The sequence below is a fragment of the Campylobacter concisus genome, assembly GCF_002092855.1.
Classification (GTDB): domain Bacteria; phylum Campylobacterota; class Campylobacteria; order Campylobacterales; family Campylobacteraceae; genus Campylobacter_A; species Campylobacter_A concisus_AI.
This window is the reverse complement of the sequence record NZ_LVLC01000024.1, coordinates 1-349: the sequence shown is the minus strand read 5'-3', so window position 1 is coordinate 349 and position 349 is coordinate 1. Positions and strand designations below refer to the sequence as shown.

General features: G+C 45.8%; 1 protein-coding gene. It reads right to left on the bottom strand.

The window, feature by feature from the left end; genetic code table 11:
* Positions 1–60 precede the first annotated feature (60 nt).
* Positions 61–349 (bottom strand): hypothetical protein (locus tag A3223_RS09715; RefSeq protein WP_219336703.1); only part of this gene is annotated, 289 nt, incomplete at its 5' end.

Here is a 349-nt window from a genome sequence, read left to right as displayed (position 1 = left end):
AGAAGTCGGCAAGACGACAACAAGAAAGAACGGATCTCAGTTATCCGTCCTTTCATCACATCATTCAGCTTGTTCTGGTATTTCGCCAGTCTCTTTATCGATTTCATTTGATATTTTTTTCACGCAAAAGTGGGCATTCCCAGTCATGCCAGATCGCCTGGGCACGGAGATGTCTGTAAAGCACAACCATTTAGTCCTGCCCAAGCGCAGAAGACTTTTCTCATGGCCGCTGATCAAGCAATGACTGAATTGGGGATTGTAGCCGGTGAGTTTGACCACTTTCAGGCTCAATACGAACTGCCCCTCATAGACATCTGACGTTTCCTTCGAATAGATATGTTCAGATCCC